The organism is Ensifer sp. GW821-FHT05G01 (assembly GCF_059419585.1).
In genome coordinates, this window is sequence record NZ_JBWKSC010000001.1 from 41692 (window position 1) to 56420 (window position 14729).

The window sequence follows — 14729 nt, forward strand, 5'->3', positions numbered from 1 at the left end:
CCCGAAACTTGATCGGTTTTCGTCAGCGGCGGCGCACGGTTGCAAGTGCCCCGGAAAACGCGGTGGCGAAGGTTTCCCGGTCGTCGCGGTTGAGGAAGGAGCCGACATCGGTCCGGTTCCCGCCGTCGCTGACGCTCATCGAGACGATGCCGATCTCCTGGTGCCGCGCGATGTTGAAGCGCGCCCAGAACGGGTTGAAACGATGCTCTGTCATCCGGCCTGATGGCGTGAATTTGCGCACTGAAACGTCGGTGCGCGAAACGCGCACCTCTTCTCGGGCGCGTGCCGAGCGGTAGTTCAGCCAGAAGGCGCCGAACAGCAGCGCGAAATCCAACCCGAAGAAGAACACGATCGGCCAGGCGCCGATCACCATGAACACGACTGCATGCACCAGGCTGAGCAACCCGGCGATCAGAAAAAACACCTTGAACCCCTTGAAGCCGAGCGAGCGGTAGGGGGTCAATTCGGCGCTGAACACCGGCTCTTCGCCGGCAGCCGTCTCGTCGTTGCCATCAGTCATGACCATTGACTATAGATGCATCATGAAAAACGTGAAGCCGAAATTGCCGGGCACGCCCGCGAAAAAGAAGCCGGCGTCGAAACGCCCCGCTCCGCGAACGACGGGCGTCTACAGTCGCGAGGAAATCGCGGAGATTTTCCGGCGCTTTTCAATCCAGCGGCCGGAGCCGAAGGGGGAGCTGGAACACGTCAATCCTTTCACCCTGGTGGTGGCCGTCGCCCTGTCGGCACAGGCGACGGACGCCGGCGTCAACCGGGCGACTCGCGCGCTCTTTGCCATTGCCGACACGCCGGAAAAGATGCTGGCGCTGGGCGAGGAGAAAGTCCGCGATTACATCAAGACCATCGGGCTTTTCCGCAACAAGGCGAGGAACGTCATCGCGCTCAGCGAAAAGCTGATCACCGATTTCGGCGGCGAGGTGCCGCGCACGCGCGAGGAACTGGTGACGTTGCCGGGCGTCGGACGCAAGACCGCCAATGTCGTGCTGTCCATGGCCTTCGGCCAGGCGACGATCGCCGTCGACACCCATATCCTGCGTATAGCCAACCGGCTCTGTCTGGCGCCGGGCAAGACCCCGGACGAGGTTGAAGCGAAGCTCTCGCGTATAATTCCCGACGAATATCTCTACCACGCGCATCACTGGCTGATCCTGCATGGCCGTTATTGTTGCAAGGCGCGCAAGCCGGAATGCGAGCGCTGCGTCATTGCCGATATCTGCAAGTCGCCGGAGAAGACCTGCGACATTCCGGCGCCGCTGGTCGAGTTGCCGCAGCAGGTTCTTCCGGTGGCTGGCTGATCCGCTCCGCGTGACTGTATGCGCCATCGGCCGGAGGCGGGCTCAGGTGGAAATCAGTCCGTCGATCAGCTGACTGATCGCTTCAACGTAGAGGTCCGTCGGAGCGCCTTCGGCAATCTCCAATGCCGCACGATCAAAAGCCGCCGACAGAAGAGTTGCTGTTGCAGCCAATGTGTCTCGGTCAATGACCTTCGGCGCCATCGCTTCCGCCAAACCGTCTTCCAGCGTCCTCTGGGCATTGGCCGCATCGATCGCGGCCATCTCGCGCGTGCCGAGCACGGCCGGCCCCTCGAGCAGCAGGATGCGGATTCGACCGGGTTCTGCCATCGCGTCGAAGAAGGCTCTTGCGCCCGCTATCAGCGCATCGCGCGGCGTCAGGTCATCGACGGTCGCCTGCTCGATCTGCGCCGCCACGGCACCGGCTTCGCGCTCGGCAACCGCGCGAAACAGCGCCCTCTTATCTTCGAAATGGTGGTAGAGCGCCCCGCGCGTCAGGCCGGCGGCCGCCACGATGTCCGGAGTCGACGTCTCCGCATAACCGCGCGCGACGAACAGTCCGTGGGCCGCGTCGAGGATGGCAGCGCGGGTCGTGTCGGAGCGTTCGCGGTTGGTGCGGCGTGGCGATTCAATTTGCATACATTCAGCCTGTATGTTAATTCGATAAATACATGCAGACTGTATGATAATACGAACCCGAGGAAAAGCCATGAAATCGACGAGCTACTATCCCGTCATCATGACGTCAGACGTTGCGGCAACCGCGGCCTTCTACGTCGACAATTTTCGCTTCAAGGCACTGTTCACCAGCGATTGGTACGTGCATCTGCAATCTTCCGAATCCGAGACGGTGGCGCTCGCCATCCTCGACTATCGTCATGAGACCATTCCGGAACAAGCCCGCAAGCCTGTTGGTGGATTGCTTCTCAACTTCGAGGTCGAGGACGCGGATGCCGTTTATGCCGACTGCCGCGCGGCTGGTCTGCCGATCCTGCTGGCCGTCCGCGATGAGGATTTCGGTCAGCGCCATTTCATCACCACCGATCCGAACGGCGTCCTGATCGACATCATCAAGCCGATTCCGCCGAGTGCCGAGTTTGCTGCCGCCTATGACGTCAGCGCACTTCCGGCGGAATGATCGCGGTGTGCGCGTGTTTTGTCTTCCAAATGGCTGGAAAACCGCTATTAACGAACACCGGCCATTAGGGAAACTGGACGGAGTTCATGACAAAATACGACGTGCTGACGATCGGCAATGCGATCGTGGATATCATTGCGCGCTGCGATGACGGCTTTCTGAGCGAAAACGGCATCATCAAGGGCGCGATGAACCTCATCGATGCCGACCGGGCGGAGCTGTTGTACTCGCGCATGGGCCCAGCCGTAGAAGCTTCCGGCGGCAGCGCCGGCAACACCGCAGCCGGCGTCGCCAGCCTTGGCGGCCGTGCCGCTTACTTCGGCAAGACGACGAACGACCAGCTCGGCGAGATCTTCGCGCACGACATTCGCGCCCAGGGCGTCTACTTCCAGACCAGGCCGCTCGAAACCGTGCCGCCGACGGCGCGCTCGATGATCTTCGTGACCGAGGACGGTGAGCGCTCGATGAACACCTATCTCGGCGCCTGCGTCGAGCTTGGCCCGGAAGACGTCGAAGCCGACGTCGTCGCCCAGTCCAAGGTCACTTACTTCGAAGGCTACCTCTGGGATCCGCCGCGCGCCAAGGACGCGATCCGCGAGGCTGCCAAGATCGCCCATGAAAACGGTCGCGAAACTGCAATGACCCTGTCGGACAGTTTCTGCGTCCATCGCTACCGCGACGAGTTTCTCGAGCTGATGCGCTCCGGCACGGTCGATATCGTTTTTGCCAACAAGCAGGAAGCGCTCGCACTTTACGAGACCGAGGATTTCGACCTGGCGCTGGAAAAGCTGTCGAAGGACTGCAAGCTTGCAGCCGTCACCTTGAGCGAGGAAGGCTCCGTCGTCGTGCGCGGCGCAGAACGCATCCGCGTCGGCGCGACGCCGCTTGCGCAGGTCGTTGACACGACAGGGGCCGGCGATCTCTACGCAGCCGGCTTTCTCCACGGATATACGACCGGTCGGTCTATCGAGGATTGCAGCAAGCTCGGCAATCTCGCAGCCGGTATCGTCATCGGCCAGATCGGTCCGCGGCCGATGGTCTCGCTCGCTGCTGCCGCCAAGCAGGCCGAGCTCGCCTGAGGCGAGCCGGATTTTCTCTCCAAACGAAAAGAGGGCGTAGCCTTTACTTGAAGGCTTCGCCCGGATAGGCGCCCCAGATCTCGCTCTGGACGATCCAGCCGTCGACGCCCTGGGTTTCGATGTGGCACCAGTCACCGTTGCATTCACCCACGCGGATGACCACGCCGGGCTCCATGCGGGCGACGATCGCCGCGGTGCTTTGGGGCTCGCGCCGCAGGTTGACGAACACGCCTTCGCCCTTGCCGCGCATCCATGGCGCGGTGACGGCGGTGCGGTCGCCCGACAGAAGCGCCTGATTCACCCAGCCTTCGGTGCCATCGGCGTCTCGGATGCGGCGCCAATTATCGTATTCCTGAATGATTTCCACCGGCACGCCGGGCCTGAGGTAACGGAACGCCACCGCATAGTCGACGCTCGGGCCGATGCGCAGATTGACGCTCTTGGCCTTGAGGCTGACGAATCGCGGCAGCGGCAACCCGCTGGCTCCCTTGGCGGCCTGGGCATGGGCGCCCGAAGTCGTAATGACCGCGCCGACGAAGGCGGCGATCAACGCGAACGAGAATTTGGAAATGACGTGACGCATGACGAAGCTCATTTTCCGTGGCAACTTGCAGGCGCAGTTCACCCAGGGCGCTTGGCCGGGGCGTAAATCGCGGGGACGACGCAGCGAGTTTTGTTTGTCTTCCCGACCGGGTCTGGTAGAAATTGCGGCTACAGGGAGAAAGTATCGCCCAACTTGGTTAAGGACCCGTCAACGAGGCCCATCGCAGCAATGACAAGCAAGAAGAAGCCCAAGGTCTACATCACCCGGAAACTGCCGGACATCGTCGAAACCCGCATGCGCGAACTGTTCGACGCCGAGCTCAACATCGACGATACGCCCCGCAGTCAGCCGGAGCTTGTGGCGGCGGTGAAGCGCGCCGACGTGCTCGTGCCGACCGTGACCGACCGGATCGACGCGGCGCTGATCGAGCAGGCAGGCCCCCAATTGAAGCTGATCGCGAGCTTCTCCAACGGCGTCGACAACATCGACGTCGATGCCGCCGCGCGAAAGGGCATCACGGTCACCAACACGCCGAACGTCCTGACCGAGGATACCGCCGACATGGCGATGGCACTGATCCTGGCGGTGCCGCGCCGGCTTGCGGAAGGTGCGCAGATACTGACCGATCGCAAGGGCGAGTGGGCCGGCTGGTCGCCGACCTGGATGCTTGGCCGCCGCATTGCCGGCAAACGCATCGGTATCGTCGGGATGGGCCGCATCGGCACCGCTGTCGCCCGTCGTGCCAAGGCTTTTGGCCTGTCGATCCACTATCACAACCGTCACCGGGTCAAGACCGAGACCGAGGAGATGCTGGAGGCGACCTATTGGGACAGCCTCGATCAGATGCTTGCCCGCGTCGACATCGTTTCGGTCAATTGCCCCTCGACGCCGGCGACCTATCATCTTCTTTCTGCCCGCCGCCTGGCGCTGATGCGCCCGGAAAGCTACATCGTCAACACCGCCCGCGGCGGCATCATCGACGAGACGGCGCTAATCAAGTGCCTGCGCGAAGGCAAGATCGCCGGGGCCGGGCTCGACGTTTTCGAGAACGAGCCTGCAGTCAATCCCAAGCTCATCAAGCTTGCCGGCGAAGGTAAGGTCGTGCTGTTGCCGCATATGAGTTCGGCGACGCTCGAGGGCCGTATCGACATGGGCGACAAGGTGGTGATCAACATCCGCACCTTCTTCGACGGTCATCGGCCGCCGGACCGGGTGCTGCCCGGTCGCGACTGATCAGAGTGTCTTGCGCATTTCGATGGTGGTGGGGCGGGCAAAGCCCGGATGCGCCGTCCTGCCGGTTTCGACAAAGCCCCAGGCCGCAAACGTCCGGTGGTTTTCGGTGAGTTCGATCCGCGTCTGCAGTCTCAGGGCGGATAGGTTGCGACTGCGTGCCGTGTCTTCGGCCTTTGCCAGCAACAGCCGGCCAACGCCCTGACCCCGATAACCCTCAGCGACTGCAAGCTTGCCGACGTAGAGGCAATCGGTCTCCGGCTTGCAGAAGATGCAGCCCGCCAGTTCCGGTCCATCGAGGGCGATCAATCCGATTTCTGCCGAAGCTTTCTGCTTCAAACCTGCGACCGTCAGCGCATGGGCTGACGACGGCGGGTCGATCCGCCCATCCATGTAGGCAAAAGCTTTCAGGATCAGATCCTGTAATTCCCAGTAGCGATCGAAGGTCGCGTCGATTTCGATGATCTGCATCAGTCCGCCTTGTCGGTCCCGCGCCTGCGATAACGGATGGTGCTGAACTGCGCCGAGAGCGCATCATACATCAACAGTCGGCCGACGAGCGGCTCGCCGATGCCGGCGATCACCTTGATGGCTTCCATAGCCTGCAATGTTCCGATGACGCCGGTCAACGCGCCGATGATGCCGGCCTCGGCGCAAGACGGTACCACGCCTGGCGGAGGCGGCTCAGGAAAGAGGTCGCGGTAGGACGGGTTGGGCGCGCCATCCTTGCCGGTGCGATAGGGCATCAGCACCGTCAGCGACCCGTCGAAGCGACCGACCGCGCCGGTGACGAGCGGAATGCCGGTGCTTGCCGCCGTATCGGCGGCGAGATAGCGCGTGTCGAAATTGTCCGAGCCGTCGATCACCAGGTCGTATTCGGCGAACAGTGCCTCGGCGTTGTCGGGGGCAAGGCGAAAGGGATGCGGCTCGACCGCCACATGCGGATTGAGTGCGCCGATTGCCGTAGCGGCGCTGTCGACTTTTGCCAGGCCGATGTCGGCGGTGCGGTGGATCACCTGCCGTTGCAGGTTCGACAAGGACACCACGTCGTCGTCGACGATGCCGAGTGTGCCGACGCCGGCGGCAGCCAGATATTGCAGCACGGGAGCGCCGAGGCCGCCGGCACCGATGACGAGAACGCGCGCGGCTTTCAGCTTCTGCTGCCCTGCACCGCCGAGTTCCGGCAGGATGATGTGGCGCGCATAGCGCGCGATTTCCGATGGGTCGAGGCTGGTGTTGGTCATGAGCGCACACTTTCCATCATCGGCTCCATCATCCCGAAACGCTCCCATGTTCCACGGTCAGGAACCGGCCGCGCTCGCCGAGCGCATCGAACATCGCACGGTCCGTTCCGGTCATGAAGGCCTGGCCGCCAAGCCCGTCGACGAGATCGAAAAGGGCGGCGCGGCGGCCCATGTCGAGATGCGCGGCGATCTCGTCGAGCAGCAGGATAGGGGCGTGGCCGGTCATATCGCCGACAAGGCGCGCATGGGCGAGCACCAGGCCGACGAGCAGCGCCTTCTGCTCGCCGGTCGAGCAGCGCTCGGCCTCCATGTCCTTTTCGCGGTGACGGATCAACAGGTCGCTGCGATGCGGTCCGTCCAGCGTCCGGCCGGCGGCCGCATCGCGCGGCCGGCCCTCGCGCAGCATGGTCAGATATTGCTCTTCAAGGTCGAAGGCCGGCCTGTGGCTCTCATTGTCGAAGAAGCCAGAGAGCGCCAGACGCGCGGACGGAAAGACGCTGTCGCCGGTATTTCTTTCAACCAGCGCCGTCAGCAGGCCCAGCATTTCCTGTCGGGCCAGCGCCATCGACACGCCGAGCCCGGCCATTTCCTTTTCGATGGCAGTGAGCCAGGCCGGATCAGGACGAAATTCGCTGAGGAGCCGATTGCGGCTGCGCATGGCGCGGTCGAATTCGCTGGCGCGCCTGCCATGTTCGGGATCGAGCGAAAGCACCAGCCGGTCAAGGAAGCGGCGGCGGACGGCCGAGGGGCCGGTGAAGAGGCCGTCCATGGCCGGCGTCAGCCAAAGCACGCGCAAATGGTCGGTCAGTTCATCGACCGTGCTCGCCGCCGTGCCGTTCAGCCGCAGCCGTCGCGATTGTCCTTCGTTGGTGCCGGCGGTGCCGGTGCCGATCTCGACCGGACCTTCCATGCCGACAACTTCGGCGAATACCGAGAAGCCGTCGCTGGCGCCGACGCGGGCGACATCGGCATAGGCCGCGCGCCGAAGACCGCGGCCGGGCGATAGAAACGACACCGCTTCCATCAGATTGGTTTTGCCGGCGCCGTTCTCGCCGGTCAGCACGATATGCCGCTGGTCGAGCGAAAGCGACAGCGCCGCGTAATTGCGGAACTCGCTCAGCTTCAGACGATTGAGAAAGACCTTCTGTGGCATTTCGGGTCCGGATTCGACTTCGGCGCCAGTAACAGCGCGCCGGAAAGGACGCGCAAGGACGCTCCAACACTTTCAGCGCACTGCATAATTCTCGACCTAAATCGATGCCGATATAGGAAATCATGCAGTAGGACGAAAGCGGCCGCCAAGGCAAGGCGAAAGGCAGCCTCGGCCATTTGCAGCGAAAAATGCGCGATAACGGCGGGGAAAGCCTTGCAATCCCTGTGTTTCAGCGCTTTTCTTGATGGCCTGCGTACAATATGACAGCCGCATGACAATCCACGAACGGATATATGTGTGATGCTGGCTTGGTTCCGCAAACTCCTTCCCCGCGAAGACCGCTTCTTTGATCTCTTCGCTCACCATTCGCGCACCGTCGTCGGTGCCGCCGAAGCGCTCGAAAAGCTTCTGGCCGGTGGTAGCGACCTCGAAAAACATTGTGACCGCATCGTCGCGCTCGAGGACGAGGCTGACAACATCACCCGCGACGTGCTTCTGGCCGTCCGCCGCTCCTTCATCACGCCGTTCGATCGCGGCGACATCAAGGACCTCATCCAGTCGATGGACGATGCCATCGACATGATGCACAAGACGGTCAAGACGATCCGGCTGTTCGAACAGAAGACCTTCGATCCGGGCATGCAGGAAATGGGCGCCATCGTCGTTCAGGCGGCGCATCTGATCGCCGAAGCCATTCCGCTGCTCGATCGCATCGGCACCAACCATGGCCGGCTCATTGCCATTGCCGAAGAGATCACGCGCATAGAAGGCCGGTCCGACGAGCTTCATGACCAGGGCCTGAAAGATCTCTTCCGCCGCCACGGCGCCAACAACGCGATGGCCTACATCATTGGCAGCGAGATCTATGGCGAACTCGAAAAGGTCGTCGACCGCTTCGAGGATGTTGCCAACGAGGTCAGCGGCATCGTGATCGAGAACGTCTGATGGACGCGACGCTCGCCCTGCCGCTGCTTGTCGCGCTGATCGCGATTGCGCTGTTCTTCGACTTTCTCAACGGGCTGCATGACGCCGCCAACTCGATCGCGACGATCGTGTCAACCCGAGTGCTGCGGCCGCAATACGCGGTCCTTTGGGCGGCGTTCTTCAATTTCATCGCCTTCCTGTTTTTCGGCCTGCACGTGGCCGAGACGCTCGGAAAGGGCATCATCGATCCCAGCATCGTTACGCCGCTGGTGATCTTCGCGGCGCTGATGGGCGCGATCTTCTGGAACATAGCGACCTGGATCTTCGGCATCCCGTCGAGCTCCTCGCATGCGCTGATCGGCGGTCTCGTCGGTGCCGGCCTGGCGCGCACCGGCGGTGACGCCATCGTCTGGACCGGCCTCCTCAAGACCGTTGGTGCCATCTTCATGTCGCCGATGATCGGCTTCTTCCTGGCGCTCCTGTTGATCCTCATCGTATCCTGGATATTCGTGCGCCAGACGCCGTTTGCCGTCGACCGCAAGTTCCGGGTGATGCAGTTCATCTCGGCCTCGCTCTATTCGCTCGGCCATGGCGGCAACGACGCGCAGAAGACCATGGGCATCATCGCCGTGCTCCTGTTCTCTCAGGGCTATCTCGGTTCGGAGTTCTACGTGCCGTTCTGGGTGGTAATCACCTGCCAGGCGGCAATCGCTCTCGGCACGCTGTTCGGCGGTTGGCGCATCGTGCACACTATGGGTTCGAAGATCACCAAGCTCAATCCGATGCAGGGCTTCTGCGCGGAAACCGGCGGTGCCATCACGCTGTTTGCCGCCACCTGGCTCGGCATTCCGGTATCGACGACCCACACCATCACCGGTGCCATCATCGGCGTGGGCGCGGCCAAGCGCGTGTCTGCGGTGCGGTGGGGCCTTGCCGGCAACATCGTCATCGCCTGGTTCGTGACCATGCCGGCCGCTGCGGCTATCTCGGCGCTCACCTACTTTGCAGTCGCCCTGTTCCTCTGAGTTCATCCGCCTCCGGCACATTGCCGGGGGCGGCCCCCTCTGAATTCGAGACGCGTCAGTCCCCGACGCGCGCGGCCGGGCTATCCTGGCCATTTTGATGCAGCGTCAGGCTTGCGGCGCGCGCGCCCGCTGGGACCTCGAAGGTCATCTGCGCATCGACCGACCTTGCAAAGAAGCGATGTTCCGCCTCGGCGAAAATTTCGATCGGTCCCTGGCCCGTTGCCTGCGCAAACAACCGGTTGCCATCCCGAAAAACCGTCAGATCGAAACCGGGCGCCAGCCGATAGGTGCCGACATAGGCGTCGTAGGTTGCCGGGTCGGCGGCGATGGCGACCCGCTGAACCGGGGCGGGTGCGAGCGACCTCTCGCGATCGAGCAGATGCACGCCGATGTCATCGACGCCGACTTCCGTCGAGGTGTTCGACAGGACCACGACGCCGACGCCAGTCGACGGTCGGAAGCCGACGAACGATCGGTAGCCGCCGGTGCCGCCATTGTGCCAGACGATCTGCCTTTCGCCGGAGCCGGAGATAACCCAGCCGAGTGCCTGCTCTTCGCTGCCGTCGCCAAGCGGCTTCCGCGTCGCAATCATCGTGGCAAACGCAGGCGCAAGGGATGAGGGCTTCTTGCCCATCGCCGCCTGGAGGAAGGTCAGAAGATCGTTGGTGGTCGAGCGCAGTGCGCCTGCCCCTGGCAGCGCGCCGAGATCCCAATCGCTTGTCGGCTCCAGGCCAGCATCGTGCCCTGTTGCGCGCCGCCCCTCCCATTCGGGACGCGCGGTGATCGCGGTATCGGCCATGCCGAGCGGAATTGCGATGCGCTCCCTGACGAGCGCCTCGTAGGACTGGCCCGACTGTAACGCGAGCACATGGCCAAGCAGGCCATAACCGAGGTTGGAATACGCGTGCTCACCGCCGGGTTGTCGGGTCGGCTGGTGACTGGAAAGGAAGGCGTAAAGCTTGGCGACGCCATAGTCGGCATAGGGATCGTTATCGTCGGCCGGCATCAGATTGTCCGGCAATCGCGGCAGGCCGGACATGTGCATCGCCAGATGTTCAAGCGTGATCGGCTTGCCATCGGCTGCTTGCCTCAGGACAACGCTTTCCGGCAGCAGCTGCGAAACCGGTGTGTCGAGCTGGACACCGCCGCGTTCGGCCATGTCGGCAAGCGCGAGTGCAGTGAAGACCTTGGTCACCGAGCCGATCTCGAACACGGTGTTGCCATCGAGCGGGCGCGGATCGTCCTTCTCCAGGCGGCCGTGCGCGACGACCCGTTGTCCGGCCGCATCGATAATGCCGACGACGATGCCGACCGACTGTTTCTGCTCGTCGATACGCGTGGTCAGTATTTCCAGGATTTCGTTATCGGTTGCGGAGAGAGGGGCTGCCTGGGCGGTGGTGCCGAGCGTCATGATGGTGATCCAGTTGAGGAGGAGGTGCCGCATGGAGGGGAGATAAGCATCCTATTTTCGGTTGCAATACCCGTGCGGCGCATTGCAACCCTCGATCGTCAATGCTTGGTCAAGACCCGGTCGAGGCACCGCGAAGTGCGGGGGCAGCGCAGCGCAGTCGCGGCCAAAACGCTGCTGTTTCACGGATCCCAATGCGGCGGATCGCCAAAAGCCTTTTTCAGGTGCTCGGCGATTGCCTTTAGTTTCGCCGAGGATCGCCGACCCTCGGGGTGAGCCATGTAGATGAACTCCGGTTCGGGACGAAGCCCGATATCGATCTCGCGTAAACGGCCATCGCGCACGGCGGGGCCGCAGAGGAAGGCCGGCAGCAGCGCGATGCCGAGCCCGGCGACAGCCGCATCGTGGATCATGTCGCCGTTGTTGATCCGGAGCGCCATGCGGGCGCGGATGACGGTCGAGCCGCCCGGCCCTTCGAACCGCCAGTCGGAGGCGCCGCGGTTGGTGTAGAAGATGCCGCGATGGTCGTTGAGTTCGGCCAGCGAGGCCGGCGTGCCGTGGCGGCCGAGGTATTCGGGCGAGGCGACCAGCAGGCGCCGGCTCTTGGCAAGTTTCCACACGACCAGCCGTGAATCGGCGATGACCCCGTGACGAACGATCGCGTCAAAGCCCTCCGAGGCGACGTCGACCCGACGGTCGTCGAGATCGAGCGTCAGTTCGATCTCGGGATGTGCCGCCAGAAACGGATAAAGCGCCGGTCCGAGATGCAGATGCCCGAAGCTGACGGGCGCGGCGATCCGGAGCGGTCCCGTCAGTGTTCCCCTGCGCTCGGCCAGATCGCTGGCGGCGGCCTGAACCTCGCTGACGATCCGTACGGCACGCTCGCGAAAAGCGATGCCGTCCTCGGTCAGCGTCAGCTTGCGCGTGGTGCGATGCAGGAGCGTTGCGTTCAGGCTGCGTTCCAGGTCGGAAACCCGTTCACTGATCACAGATTTCGACAGCCTCAGCCGGCGCGCCGCCTCGCTGATCGAGCCGGCTTCCGCAACCGCGACAAAGGCGGCGATTCCTTCGATTTTCAGCATCGTTCGGTTTTCCCGAATTCGAGTTCCATCATTGGCAGACTAATCCGAACGGAAATCTTCGGCCATATCTATCGGCATCGAAGGACAGCGGTCGATGCAAAGACGATCGGTCCCAACCCAACGCAACAAAAGGAAATCCATCATGACACGCTTGCAGAACAAGACCGCGCTCGTCACCGGTGGCACCAGCGGCATCGGCCTGGAGACGGCGCGGCAGTTCATCGCCGAAGGCGCACGCGTCGCCGTGACCGGCACCAACCCGAAGAACATCACCGAGGCACGCAAAGTGCTCGGCGAAGGCGCTCTTGTCATCGAGGCCGATGCCGGAAACGCTGCCAGCCAGGCCGCTGTTGCGGAGCAGGTCAAGGCCGCCTTCGGCCATCTCGATATCCTCTTCGTCAATGCCGGCATCGCCAAGCTGCAGCCGATCGAAAATTGGGATGAAGCCAGCTTCGACCGGTCGCTCGATATCAATGTCAAAGGTCCGTTCTTCCTGATCCAGGCGCTGTTGCCGATCTTTTCGAAGCCGGCCTCGATCGTGCTCAACACCTCGATCAATGCGCACATCGGCATGCCGACCTCCAGCGTCTATGCGCTCAGCAAGGCGGCCTTGCTTTCGCTTGCCAAGACCCTTTCCGGTGAACTGATCGGCCGCGGCATTCGCGTCAATGCCGTCAGCCCCGGCCCGATCAGGACGCCGTTGCATGATGGCCACGGCGCGACGCCGGCGGAAAACAAGGAGATTGTCGCATCGATCGCCGCACAGATCCCACTCGGCCGTTTCGGCGACGCAAGCGAGATCGCCAAGGCAGTCGTCTTCCTCGCCTCCGACGAGGCCGCGTTTACCGTCGGTGCCGAGCTGATCATCGACGGTGGCATGGCCACGCTCTGATATTGCTTGTCGCCGCCGCCCGCCGTTCGGCACCGGGCGGCGGCGACCGCGCCGCCTCCGACGTTGGCATTGGTCGCCGAGAAGAGTATATTTTTTCGTTCTAATAAATCGTCGTGCATTGGAAGAGAATGAGGCAAATTCCACACCGATCAGATCCGGGAGGAGACGATGTCGAGTGTCAGATGGACCATAAAGGGCCGGGAATTCATTCACTGCAATTGCGCTTATGGCTGCCCCTGCCAATTCAACGCTCTGCCGACCCACGGCAATTGCTGCGCCGTCGGCGGGATCGAGATCGAGACCGGCCATCACGGCGAAACGCGGCTCGACGGCTTGCGATGCGGACTGATCGCGGCCTGGCCGGGCGCGATTCACGAGGGCAAAGGGGCGGTCGTGCCGATCGTCGATATCCGCGCCACTCCGGCGCAACGGGAGTCGTTGCTGCGCATCATGAGCGGCCAGGATACCGAGCCTGGAGCGACCTTCTTCCAGGTCTTTGCCACCACATTTGAAACCTTTCACGACCCGGTCTTTGCCGAGATCGATTTCGATGTCGACGTGAGCGCCCGCACAGCACGGCTGAACGTTCCCGGCTGGATCGTCGCGCGCGGCGAGCCGATTCTGAACCCGGTGACGGGGAGCCCGCATCAGGCGCGCATCAACCTGCCGAAGGGCTTCGAATACGATATCTGCGAAGTCGGGCGCGGCTGGGCCGATACCAAAGGGCCGTTGGCTCTGTCGATCCCGGATTCGCACGCCCATTTTGCCAGCATGCATCTGACTGAAAGCGGCGTGGTGCACTGACTGTTATGGCCGACACCCCGCTCGAAACGCTTCTCAGGCGCGACCGGGTGATCGTCGCGTTCTCGCTGCTGGCCCTAACCGGGATTACCTGGCTCTATATCCTCTGGTTGGCAGTGGGAATGGATAGCATGGCCGTCATGCCCGCCTCGGGCGATGGCATGAGCATCATGGATATGGGCACGGGCGGCGGCATGGACATGGACATGACGGCGGATGCCATCGCGTCGATGGGTGATACGACCCTCCGCCCGTGGAGTGCTTCGACATTCGGCTATGCCTTCGTCATGTGGGCGGTGATGATGATCGGCATGATGACGCCTTCGGCGGCGCCGATGATCCTGCTCTATGCCCGTGTCGGGCGGCAGGCGGCGCGCGACAACAAGCCATTTGCCGCCACCGGCTTCTTTGCCGGCGGCTATCTTTCCGCCTGGGCTCTGTTTGCCGCCCTCGCAACATCAGGGCAATGGCTGCTGGAGGAAGCGCTGCTGCTGACGCCGATGCTGGCGAGCGCCAGCCGCGGTCTGAGCGCTGTCATCCTGATTTCGGTCGGGCTTTTTCAATGGACGCCGCTGAAGGACGCCTGCCTGAGGCAGTGCCAGGCACCGTTCCTGTTCATCCAGAACCATGGCGGCTTTCGCCGCGATGCCGGCGGTGCCTGCCGGCTCGGTCTGCTGCACGGTCTTTATTGTGTCGGTTGCTGCTGGGCGCTGATGGCGCTCTTGTTCATCGGCGGGGTGATGAACGTCCTGTGGATCGCGGCGATCGCCATTTTCGTCCTTGCCGAAAAGATCGTGCCGGGCGGCCGGCTGTTGTCGCGCATCGCAGGCGCCCTGATCGTCATGGCCGGGCTGTGGCAGCTCGCGGCCATGACGTGATCTTTAGAGGCAGCCGCT

The 14729-nt window shown here is 62.9% G+C and carries 17 protein-coding genes; 9 read left to right on the plus strand and 8 right to left on the minus strand.

The window, feature by feature from the left end:
- Positions 1-22: 22 nt before the first annotated feature.
- On the minus strand, positions 23-520 hold the full coding sequence (locus AC07UR_RS00200) for a DUF2244 domain-containing protein (protein ID WP_173418554.1): 498 nt from the start codon (positions 518-520) through the stop codon (positions 23-25).
- A 22-nt stretch (positions 521-542) separates the two neighbouring features.
- Between AC07UR_RS00200 and nth the strand changes: the two genes are divergently transcribed.
- A complete protein-coding gene (nth, locus tag AC07UR_RS00205) occupies positions 543-1316 on the plus strand; it encodes an endonuclease III (protein WP_173418555.1) in 774 nt (257 codons plus the stop codon).
- Positions 1317-1358: 42 nt separating this feature from the next.
- Here the strand turns inward: nth and AC07UR_RS00210 are convergent, their stop codons facing one another.
- Positions 1359-1952 (minus strand): TetR/AcrR family transcriptional regulator, encoded by a 594-nt coding sequence (locus tag AC07UR_RS00210; RefSeq protein WP_209788361.1) that lies wholly within the window; start codon positions 1950-1952, stop codon positions 1359-1361.
- Positions 1953-2022: 70 nt separating this feature from the next.
- On the opposite strand from AC07UR_RS00210, the gene AC07UR_RS00215 reads away from it, so the two are divergent.
- A complete protein-coding gene (locus tag AC07UR_RS00215) occupies positions 2023-2451 on the plus strand; it encodes a VOC family protein (protein WP_209788358.1) in 429 nt (142 codons plus the stop codon).
- Between the two features lie 86 nt (positions 2452-2537).
- A complete protein-coding gene (locus tag AC07UR_RS00220) occupies positions 2538-3530 on the plus strand; it encodes an adenosine kinase (protein ID WP_173418558.1) in 993 nt (330 codons plus the stop codon).
- A gap of 43 nt (positions 3531-3573) precedes the next feature.
- On the opposite strand, the gene AC07UR_RS00225 is transcribed toward AC07UR_RS00220, so the two are convergent.
- Complete coding sequence (locus AC07UR_RS00225) at positions 3574-4125, minus strand: SH3 domain-containing protein (protein ID WP_209788355.1); 552 nt, start codon at positions 4123-4125, stop codon at positions 3574-3576.
- Positions 4126-4302: 177 nt separating this feature from the next.
- On the opposite strand from AC07UR_RS00225, the gene AC07UR_RS00230 reads away from it, so the two are divergent.
- Entirely contained in the window at positions 4303-5307 is a 1005-nt protein-coding gene (locus tag AC07UR_RS00230; protein ID WP_209788352.1) for a 2-hydroxyacid dehydrogenase, read from the plus strand.
- On the opposite strand, the gene AC07UR_RS00235 is transcribed toward AC07UR_RS00230, so the two are convergent.
- From AC07UR_RS00235 to recF, 3 genes are read right to left on the minus strand one after another with little or no spacing between them, the layout of a single operon-like run.
- Positions 5308-5775 carry a GNAT family N-acetyltransferase gene (locus AC07UR_RS00235; protein WP_209788349.1) on the minus strand — a complete coding sequence of 156 codons (468 nt, stop codon included), beginning with the start codon at positions 5773-5775 and terminating at the stop codon, positions 5308-5310.
- A complete protein-coding gene (locus tag AC07UR_RS00240) occupies positions 5775-6548 on the minus strand; it encodes a molybdopterin-synthase adenylyltransferase MoeB (RefSeq protein WP_209788347.1) in 774 nt (257 codons plus the stop codon). Before AC07UR_RS00240 ends, AC07UR_RS00235 begins: the two co-directional genes overlap by 1 nt.
- Positions 6549-6576: 28 nt before the next feature.
- Positions 6577-7701, minus strand: coding sequence for a DNA replication/repair protein RecF (recF, locus tag AC07UR_RS00245; RefSeq protein WP_494700012.1), 1125 nt, complete (start codon positions 7699-7701; stop codon positions 6577-6579).
- Positions 7702-8001: 300 nt separating this feature from the next.
- Here recF and AC07UR_RS00250 point away from each other — a divergent pair, with 300 nt between their 5' ends.
- Positions 8002-8646, plus strand: a complete 645-nt coding sequence (locus tag AC07UR_RS00250) for a DUF47 domain-containing protein (protein ID WP_173418564.1) — start codon at positions 8002-8004, stop codon at positions 8644-8646.
- Positions 8646-9650 carry an inorganic phosphate transporter gene (locus AC07UR_RS00255; protein WP_209788341.1) on the plus strand — a complete coding sequence of 335 codons (1005 nt, stop codon included), beginning with the start codon at positions 8646-8648 and terminating at the stop codon, positions 9648-9650. Before AC07UR_RS00250 ends, AC07UR_RS00255 begins: the two co-directional genes overlap by 1 nt.
- 55 nt (positions 9651-9705) lie before the next feature.
- Here AC07UR_RS00255 and AC07UR_RS00260 read toward each other — a convergent pair whose 3' ends face one another.
- The gene (locus tag AC07UR_RS00260; RefSeq protein WP_209788325.1) at positions 9706-11094 is read right to left on the minus strand and encodes a serine hydrolase; all 1389 of its coding nucleotides are present in this window, start codon (positions 11092-11094) and stop codon (positions 9706-9708) included.
- Positions 11095-11240: 146 nt separating this feature from the next.
- Positions 11241-12140, minus strand: coding sequence for a LysR family transcriptional regulator (locus AC07UR_RS00265; protein WP_209788322.1), 900 nt, complete (start codon positions 12138-12140; stop codon positions 11241-11243).
- 142 nt (positions 12141-12282) lie between these two features.
- Here AC07UR_RS00265 and AC07UR_RS00270 point away from each other — a divergent pair, with 142 nt between their 5' ends.
- The 3 genes from AC07UR_RS00270 to AC07UR_RS00280 all read left to right on the plus strand — a co-directional run bounded on the left by AC07UR_RS00270 (position 12283) and on the right by AC07UR_RS00280 (position 14711).
- Entirely contained in the window at positions 12283-13032 is a 750-nt protein-coding gene (locus AC07UR_RS00270; protein WP_209788320.1) for an SDR family oxidoreductase, read from the plus strand.
- Positions 13033-13200: 168 nt separating this feature from the next.
- Entirely contained in the window at positions 13201-13836 is a 636-nt protein-coding gene (locus AC07UR_RS00275; RefSeq protein ID WP_173418568.1) for a DUF1326 domain-containing protein, read from the plus strand.
- Positions 13837-13841: 5 nt separating this feature from the next.
- On the plus strand, positions 13842-14711 hold the full coding sequence (locus AC07UR_RS00280) for a DUF2182 domain-containing protein (RefSeq protein ID WP_209788317.1): 870 nt from the start codon (positions 13842-13844) through the stop codon (positions 14709-14711).
- The last annotated feature ends 18 nt before the right edge of the window (positions 14712-14729 follow it).

Coding starts and splice junctions, on each gene's coding strand:
- AC07UR_RS00240 (WP_209788347.1), bottom strand. CDS start 6,548: ATGACCAACACCAGCCTCGACCCATCGGAAATCGCGCGCTATGCGCGC.
- AC07UR_RS00280 (WP_209788317.1), top strand. CDS start 13,842: ATGGCCGACACCCCGCTCGAAACGCTTCTCAGGCGCGACCGGGTGATC.
- AC07UR_RS00260 (WP_209788325.1), bottom strand. CDS start 11,094: ATGCGGCACCTCCTCCTCAACTGGATCACCATCATGACGCTCGGCACC.
- AC07UR_RS00275 (WP_173418568.1), top strand. CDS start 13,201: ATGTCGAGTGTCAGATGGACCATAAAGGGCCGGGAATTCATTCACTGC.
- AC07UR_RS00225 (WP_209788355.1), bottom strand. CDS start 4,125: ATGAGCTTCGTCATGCGTCACGTCATTTCCAAATTCTCGTTCGCGTTG.
- AC07UR_RS00270 (WP_209788320.1), top strand. CDS start 12,283: ATGACACGCTTGCAGAACAAGACCGCGCTCGTCACCGGTGGCACCAGC.
- AC07UR_RS00200 (WP_173418554.1), bottom strand. CDS start 520: ATGACTGATGGCAACGACGAGACGGCTGCCGGCGAAGAGCCGGTGTTC.
- AC07UR_RS00210 (WP_209788361.1), bottom strand. CDS start 1,952: ATGCAAATTGAATCGCCACGCCGCACCAACCGCGAACGCTCCGACACG.
- AC07UR_RS00250 (WP_173418564.1), top strand. CDS start 8,002: ATGCTGGCTTGGTTCCGCAAACTCCTTCCCCGCGAAGACCGCTTCTTT.
- AC07UR_RS00235 (WP_209788349.1), bottom strand. CDS start 5,775: ATGCAGATCATCGAAATCGACGCGACCTTCGATCGCTACTGGGAATTA.
- AC07UR_RS00255 (WP_209788341.1), top strand. CDS start 8,646: ATGGACGCGACGCTCGCCCTGCCGCTGCTTGTCGCGCTGATCGCGATT.
- nth (WP_173418555.1), top strand. CDS start 543: ATGAAAAACGTGAAGCCGAAATTGCCGGGCACGCCCGCGAAAAAGAAG.
- AC07UR_RS00220 (WP_173418558.1), top strand. CDS start 2,538: ATGACAAAATACGACGTGCTGACGATCGGCAATGCGATCGTGGATATC.
- AC07UR_RS00265 (WP_209788322.1), bottom strand. CDS start 12,140: ATGCTGAAAATCGAAGGAATCGCCGCCTTTGTCGCGGTTGCGGAAGCC.
- AC07UR_RS00230 (WP_209788352.1), top strand. CDS start 4,303: ATGACAAGCAAGAAGAAGCCCAAGGTCTACATCACCCGGAAACTGCCG.
- recF (WP_494700012.1), bottom strand. CDS start 7,701: ATGCCACAGAAGGTCTTTCTCAATCGTCTGAAGCTGAGCGAGTTCCGC.
- AC07UR_RS00215 (WP_209788358.1), top strand. CDS start 2,023: ATGAAATCGACGAGCTACTATCCCGTCATCATGACGTCAGACGTTGCG.